Annotated in this window: 5 protein-coding genes; 2 read left to right on the top strand and 3 right to left on the bottom strand. The window is 54.9% G+C overall.

The window, feature by feature from the left end; translation table 11 throughout:
• Positions 1–64: 64 nt before the first annotated feature.
• A complete protein-coding gene (gene xth / locus V6D20_15350; protein ID HEY9817156.1) occupies positions 65–853 on the top strand; it encodes an exodeoxyribonuclease III in 789 nt (262 codons plus the stop codon).
• A 148-nt stretch (positions 854–1001) separates the two neighbouring features.
• Here xth and V6D20_15345 read toward each other — a convergent pair whose 3' ends face one another.
• Positions 1002–1814: a sulfite exporter TauE/SafE family protein gene (locus tag V6D20_15345; GenBank protein ID HEY9817155.1), complete on the bottom strand. Its 813-nt coding sequence runs from the start codon at positions 1812–1814 to the stop codon at positions 1002–1004.
• Complete coding sequence (locus V6D20_15340) at positions 1811–2767, bottom strand: acetamidase/formamidase family protein (protein HEY9817154.1); 957 nt, start codon at positions 2765–2767, stop codon at positions 1811–1813. Before V6D20_15340 ends, V6D20_15345 begins: the two co-directional genes overlap by 4 nt.
• Before the next feature lie 433 nt (positions 2768–3200).
• On the opposite strand from V6D20_15340, the gene V6D20_15335 reads away from it, so the two are divergent.
• The gene (locus V6D20_15335; GenBank protein HEY9817153.1) at positions 3201–5414 is read left to right on the top strand and encodes a CHASE2 domain-containing protein; all 2214 of its coding nucleotides are present in this window, start codon (positions 3201–3203) and stop codon (positions 5412–5414) included.
• Positions 5415–5481: 67 nt separating this feature from the next.
• On the opposite strand, the gene V6D20_15330 is transcribed toward V6D20_15335, so the two are convergent.
• The coding region (locus V6D20_15330) for a tetratricopeptide repeat protein (GenBank protein ID HEY9817152.1) at positions 5482–7003 on the bottom strand (1522 nt) is incomplete at its 5' end.

Raw genomic sequence — 7003 nt, 5'->3', positions numbered from 1 at the left:
CGCGCCCCCTCGCTTCCTGCTCTAATGGAAGGCGCACGGGTTTATTGTCAACGCTGAAACTCTGATGAAAATTGCCACTTGGAACGTTAACTCCATTCGCTCTCGCCTCGACCACGTTACCCAATGGCTGCAGGCCAATCCCGTTGATGTGCTGTGTCTCCAGGAAACCAAGGTGGTGGATCCAGACTTTCCGCGATCGCCCTTGGAAGATCTAGGCTATCACCTCTATATTTCAGGGCAAAAGTCCTATAACGGCGTAGCCATGCTTAGCCGATCGCCCTTGGAGGATGTGCAGATTGGCTTTGCGGCGGTGCTGGGAGACAGCGTGACGGAGATGGATGAGCAAAAACGGGTGATCAGCGGTGTGGCTGAGGGCATCCGCATTGTCAATCTCTATGTGCCCAACGGATCAGCGATCGGGAGCGATAAGTATGACTATAAGCTGCGCTGGTTAGCCGTCTTGCGGGATTACCTCAGTGCCTATTTAGCAGAGCAGAATCCTGATGCCCTCAGCGTTTGCGGTGATTTCAATATTGCTCTAGAAGACAAAGATATCCACGACCCCAGCAAGCGCGAAACCCACATTATGTCGTCAGACGTGGAGCGAGCTGCTCTGCAATCTGTGCTAGACCTAGGTCTCAGCGATGCCTTTCGTTACCTCACCGATGAAGGTGGTCACTTTAGCTGGTGGGACTACCGCACCGCCGCCTTCCGCCGCAATCGCGGGTGGCGCATCGATCACCATTATCTATCCCCCAGTTTGCTGAAGCGGGTCAAAAGCTGCGTGATTGACGTGGAGCCCCGCAAGCTAGAAAAACCTAGCGACCATGCACCGGTGATCGTGGAACTTTAGTCTGGCAGTCTGCCTGCACTCTAGCTGTAGCTACGTTCAGATCCAGAACACTATTTGGGTGGAGACTGATCCCTCCAGGCAGAGCCTAGTTCAACCCATGTCCCAGGCTTCGATCCGATCGGGGTGAACCGGGAAGGGCGATCGCCCCCTAGGTTTGAGGGTTGGCGGCTTGCCAGAAAATATAGAGGGCCAGCACAAACAGCATGGAACGAAACAGCAGACTCACCACCTGCTCGGGGAGTTTAGGCAAGACGCGGGTGCTGACTTGAACGCCCAGCAGACCGCCTAGTCCCAAAATCAAGCCTGGCAGCCATAGAACATTGCCCTGAACGGCGTGACCGGCGGTGGACGATAGGGCTGTCATCACAATCACGCCCAAACTGGTTTGAATAGCCAGTTTAATCGGCTCTTTGAGCAACAGAATTTGCAGTGGCACCATAATCACGCCGCCGCCGATGCCAAAAATGCCGGCCATGAACCCGGCCAGACCGCCGGTGACAATTCGGGAGGTGACGGGCGACCAGGTGGCTTTCTCTGTTTCCGGTAGGGGGCGATCGCTCTCTTCCAGTCCTTCTAGGCGCTTCGCTCGTAAAACAATTTGTTTGCGAACCTCCACCAAAAAGACATTGATCATGAGGAAAATGCCAAAGGCAATCAGCAAAATTCTCCCCGGCAGCGCCCCTGCCACCAGCACCCCTAATTGCGCGGTGATCAGAGCTGGGATCCCCAAAAACATGACCCGTGATAGATCCAGATACCCCATGCGCCAGTTTTGCCAACTGCCAGACAGGGACGTAATCACGATCGCCCAACTGCTAGTGGCCACCGCCTGCACCGGGATGTATCCCAACGCGACGAGAATGGGCACTAAAATAGTGCCGCCGCCAATGCCTAGGAACCCGGCCAAAATACCCGACAGCAGCCCACCGGCCGCTAGTCCGAAAAGATCCATTGAGGTCATAGCTGTTCCTGGGGCAAGATAGATTTGGGCAAGAGTCCGTGAACGCCTTTGTGGGGGTAGTTCACAACTTGGGTGATATGGAAATGGGCAGCGAGACTGCATAGAACATAGGCATCTTCTGCCGCCAGACTCCAGCGCTGTTCTAACAGAGCAATCATCCGCTGTAGGGCTTGCTCAAAGGCTGCATCGAGGGTTTCGGCGAAGCCCATGGTAATCCAATGGGTGGGGGTTTCTCCGAGGGGCGCATCCAGGGGCATGTGTTTATGGAGGATCACCGTGATGGTGCCGTTCATGGAGGTTTCGATCGCCGTCACGTTTACTTCCCCATCGCCTTGGGCGGAGTGACCATCGCCAATCGATAGACGGGCTTCGGGCAAAAAGACTGGCAGAAAGAGACTGGAGCCGGCCTGCAGGTGGCGGTTGTCAATATTGCCGCCGTAGATGCCCGGCGGGACGGAGTTTCGGGTTACGTCATCTGTGGCGACGCCTAAGATCCCGAAGAAGGGGGTGAGGGGAATACGGATAGTCGGCAAAAATTCCGCTACGTTGTTCTCTAAATCCAGGGGAATGAAGCGCAGAGCTGGTTGGTCAAACCGTTTGGGCAAGGCTCCCCAGCCGGGCCGGATGACGTTAAACCCCATGGGAACTCGGGGAGCGATCGCCTCCAGCCGCACCTCCAACACATCTCCCGGCTCCGCTCCCCGCACATGGATTGGCCCCGTCAGCAAATGGGGCCCGGGGCCCACCTTACGGGACTCGGGCAGGCGATGGTAAATGTCTAGGAGTTCGGGGGTGAGAAAGGCGGGGGGCGCTTGGGGACAAACGTCAAATCCCGTTAGCGTTTCAACATGAATGCGATCGCCCGACTCAACGGTCAGAGCGGCGGGCAACTCTGACGAAAATCCACCCAGGTGAACCGTGTCACAAGTTGCCTTCAAAACGTGGTCGGCCATGCCTTCACTCCTACAGTCATCCAAACACAGTCACTTCAACACAGTCACTCAAAAAGCAGGTCTCGGAAACGCACCTGCTTGAGTTCACATATATATCACTATCCTGGTGGTTCTGACTGTTCACAAAGGGCGATCGCTTCTCCCAGGAGGCAACTTATCACAGGCCTAGAGCGTCCATACCTCAGCCCCTTGCAGACTATTAGCAGCCCGTTGAGACGCGTATGACCCTAGGCTTCCACAACATCCGGAGAGCTTGTAAGAACCGTGAAATTACGGATCACTGGTCTGTCGTTATTTATCGCTAAAACTGGGTATGTTGAGAGATAGCAACCGTACGTCAAACTATGCTTAGACTAGACGGGCGCGATCGCTCCAATGGCCTGTCTATTGTCTGCCACAGGAGGGTAGGATTCTGTCATCGCCACAGTCTCGAATGAGTATTAAAGGCTGGGCCACCAAGGCTCAGCGGCTAAAACGTGGCCTCTGGGGCAATCGTCGCGTCTGGTTGACGGCGTTTGGCACCACGGGGGTCGTTGTTCTCGTGCGTATGCTCGGCCTGCTGCGGATGGCGGAACTCTCTGCCTACGACCAACTGTTTCGCCTGCGTCCTCCTGAACCCCAAGATGATCGGATTGTGATTGTCACGGTGGATGATAGCGATATTAATGCCCTAGGCAGTTGGCCGATCACCGATGGCACGATGGCGGAGTTGATTGAACGCTTGTCGACCTATGAGCCTCGGGTAATTGGGCTAGATATCTATCGAGACCTGCCCGTCGAGCCGGGGCATGATCGCTTAGTGGAGGTGTTTGAAACTACCCCCAACCTGATCGGTATTGAAAAATTACCGGATGCCTATAGCACGGGTGTGCGTGCACCCACGATTCTCCTAGAAGCTGATCAGATAGGGTTTAACAACATTCTCACGGATGGTGATGGGCGGGTGCGGCGATCGCTCCTGTATTGGTGGATGGATGACCCGGATGGTAACCGGCGTTTTGTCACCAGCTTTTCCCTGCTTTTAGCGCAACGGTATCTAGAGACCGAGGAGATTGGGCCCAGTACGTCGTCCTCAGGATACCTGCAGTTGGGAGATGCGGAATTTCAAGCCTTGCAGCCCAATGATGGTGGCTATGTGCGGGTTGATACCCGAGGCTATCAAATTATGTCCAACTTTCGGGGCCCCGCCGATGGATTTCAGCAGGTACCCCTGATGGACGTTTTGGAAGGACAGGCTGATCCAGAGCAGTTTCGCGATCGCTTAGTATTAATTGGTTCTACGGCCAATAGCCTGCAAGATTTTGTGCTCACGCCTCACAGTACAGACGGCAGTAGCGCTGTGCGGATGTCTGGCGTGGAACTGCAAGCCAATTTCATTAGCCAAATTTTGAGTGCTTCTCTGAACCAACGACCGCTGATAACCAGTTGGGCGGAGCCGCTGGAGTGGCTGTGGATTTTGGGCTGGGCCTTAGTCGGCAGCACCATTGCTTGGATGTTGCGATCGCCCACTCGGTCGCTGATCGTCATCGCGACGGGCGTGGTTGGGTTAACAGGCATTTGCTACCTAGCGTTGATCTATGGTTGGTGGTTGCCCTGGGTGCCGTCGTTGCTCACTTTGGTGGGCTCGTCGGTGGTAATTATCAGTTACTTTGCTCACCTAGAGGAAGAGCTGCAAAAATCGAAGGAATTTTTGAACTCGATTATCAACACGATTCCCGACCCGATCTTTGTGAAAGACAATCGCCACCGCTGGATTGTGCTGAATGAAGCCTATGCAAGTTTTGTTGGACAGCCTGTGGAGACCCTCCTAGAGAAATCAGAGCAAGATATTTTATCCCAAGAGCAGGCGGATCTCTTCCGTCAGCAGGATGAGCAAACCCTAGCGACGGGCCTTGGTAATGAAACGGAAGAAGAGTTCACCAATGTTCATGGGCAGACCTACTATATTGCCACCAAGCGATCGCTCCATCGGGATTTAGCAGGCAATGTCTTTCTCGTTGGAGTAATCCATGACGTTACCCAGCGCAAACGGATTGAGGAAGAACTGCGCCGCACCGCTGCAGAACTGGTGCAATCCAACGCAGAACTGCGCCAAGCGGGGGATAGCCTGCGCCGCATGGCCTACCACGATACCCTCACCGGTTTGCCCAATCGTAAGCTCTTGGAAGAGCGGTTGATCGAGGCGCTGGAGATTGCCCGCATCAACGAACGGCTCACGGCGGTGCTGTTTCTCGATCTAGATGGCTTTAAGACGATCAATGATACCCACGGTCACCGCTTGGGTGATCTACTGCTGAAAGCCGTGGCCAGTCGTCTCACGCGTTGCCTACGCGGTAGCGACACGGTGGCGCGATTGGGCGGGGATGAATTTGTGGTGCTGCTGCCGGCTATTCCAGGGCGCGACAGCATTGAAACGGTAGCCGAAAAAATTATTAAAAACCTTGCCCAACCCTTTGCGCTGGAAGGGATTCCGCTCCAGGTCACAACCAGCTTAGGTATTGGCATTTATCCTACAGATAGCGAAACGCCTGATGATCTTTTGATCAAAGCCGATGCTGCCATGTATCAGGCCAAGGAAGAAGGCAAGAACCGCTATACCTTTTTCCAAGATCAAGATCCCAATAACCTTCGGGCAACTAGGTCTTGACCTGAATCGTGACCTGGGAGATCACCCGCATCTTCAGGGAGCTATGGGCTGGGCTCAAAGCCGTCGATCAGGACAGCAGGGTCTGAAATTGCTCCCGGCCTTGGAGATTGGCGAAATTAGGATCTGCCGCGACGTCATCGCGATAGGCTGGGGCGATCGCAATGGCTGATTGCAGGGAAGCGATCGCTGCTTCTACCTCACCCTGCAAAGCGTGGCCCGCTGCTTTGTTGTAGTGGGCGCTGGCATGGTCAGGCTTCAGGGCTAGGGCTTGCTCAAAGCTGGCGATCGCTTCTCCATAGCGCTGCAGTTGCAGGAGGGCAGCACCGCGCTTATCTAAAGCCTTAGCCGACTTGGGATTATGGTCTAGGGCGCGATCAAAGCTGGCGATCGCATCCTCATAGCGCTGCAGCATTTCCAAGGCCATGCCGCGATTCAGCCAAGCGACCGCATCATCCGGACGGCACTGCACAGCTCGGTCGAAGGCATCGAAGGCATCCTCATGGCGCTGCAGGCTACCGAGGGCAACACCGCGATTCACCCAGGCTTCGTGGTAGTCGGGTTTGATGTCTAAGGCTTTATCAAAGGAGGCGATCGCGTCGTCGAGTTGCTTGAGGCGCATCAGGGTAATGCCGCGATTCAGCCAGGCTTTATGATCGGTGGGCTGGAGTTCTAGGGCTTGGTTGAAGGCGGCCAGGGCTCCTTCAAAGCGACGCATGTCTTTGAGTACCAAACCTCGCTGATACCAGAGCGCTCCGTTGCCGGAATCGAGGTTAATAGCTTTGTCAAAACAGGCGATCGCGTCGTCAAATCGGCTGAGTTCCTGGAAGGCTATACCTCGCTGATACCAGATAGTTGGATTTTGGGGCTGAAGGTCGAGGGCTTGCTCAAACTGGGCGATCGCTTCTCGATAGCGTCCCTCTGCCATCAACGCCTGCCCCTGGGTAAGATAATCATCGGGACGGAGGAAAAGCTGCGGTTGGTTGGAGCGCAGGATCGCCAGTTGGTTGGTGAGATCGGTCAGTTGCTGATCAATTTGTTGGGCAAAGTCTTTGACGATGGTTTCGGGGGAGACGGTGGACAGATCGCGGAGAATCTGATCTTTTTGGGTCTGGGCTTGGCTATTCAGGGACTGGAGCTGGGCCGAAAGATCGTGAGCGATCGCCTGCACAGAGCGGAGAGCCTCGGCTTTCTCAGTTTCCACGCCGGATTCTAGGTCTGCTAGCTTGGCTGTGAACCGCGCTTCTAATTGCTCAATTGTTTGCCGTAGACTATTGCGCTGGGCTTGGCTATCGGCCTTGAGGTCATCCATATGCGATCGCAACTCGGCTACGAGACCATCCAGGGCATTGAAGGCTTGCCCTCGGCGAGTATCTGTAGCGGCACGCAGATCGCCCAGCAAGCTTGAGGATTCTGTTGCTAGGCGGTCTAGTTGCTTGATAATCGTATCTTTTTGGCTTTGCAGATCGGCATCCAGGCGGGTGAACTGGGATGTGACCTCTGTTGTCATTTGCTCCATACGTTGTAGCGCCGTCTCTTTTTGGGCCAGAACATCGGCCTGCAGTCGTTCAAACTGACTGGCAAAGCTCGAT

It is taken from the genome of Candidatus Obscuribacterales bacterium (assembly GCA_036703605.1).
Taxonomy (GTDB): Bacteria; Cyanobacteriota; Cyanobacteriia; order RECH01; family RECH01; genus RECH01.
Note: the sequence above shows the minus strand (reverse complement) of the source record. Positions and strands in the feature narration are given on the sequence as shown.

What these genes read in the sequence shown, in the direction of transcription:
- xth (HEY9817156.1), top strand. Translation starts at nt 65, where the DNA reads ATGAAAATTGCCACTTGGAACGTTAACTCCATTCGCTCTCGCCTCGAC.
- V6D20_15345 (HEY9817155.1), bottom strand. Translation starts at nt 1,814, where the DNA reads ATGACCTCAATGGATCTTTTCGGACTAGCGGCCGGTGGGCTGCTGTCG.
- V6D20_15340 (HEY9817154.1), bottom strand. Translation starts at nt 2,767, where the DNA reads ATGGCCGACCACGTTTTGAAGGCAACTTGTGACACGGTTCACCTGGGT.
- V6D20_15335 (HEY9817153.1), top strand. Translation starts at nt 3,201, where the DNA reads ATGAGTATTAAAGGCTGGGCCACCAAGGCTCAGCGGCTAAAACGTGGC.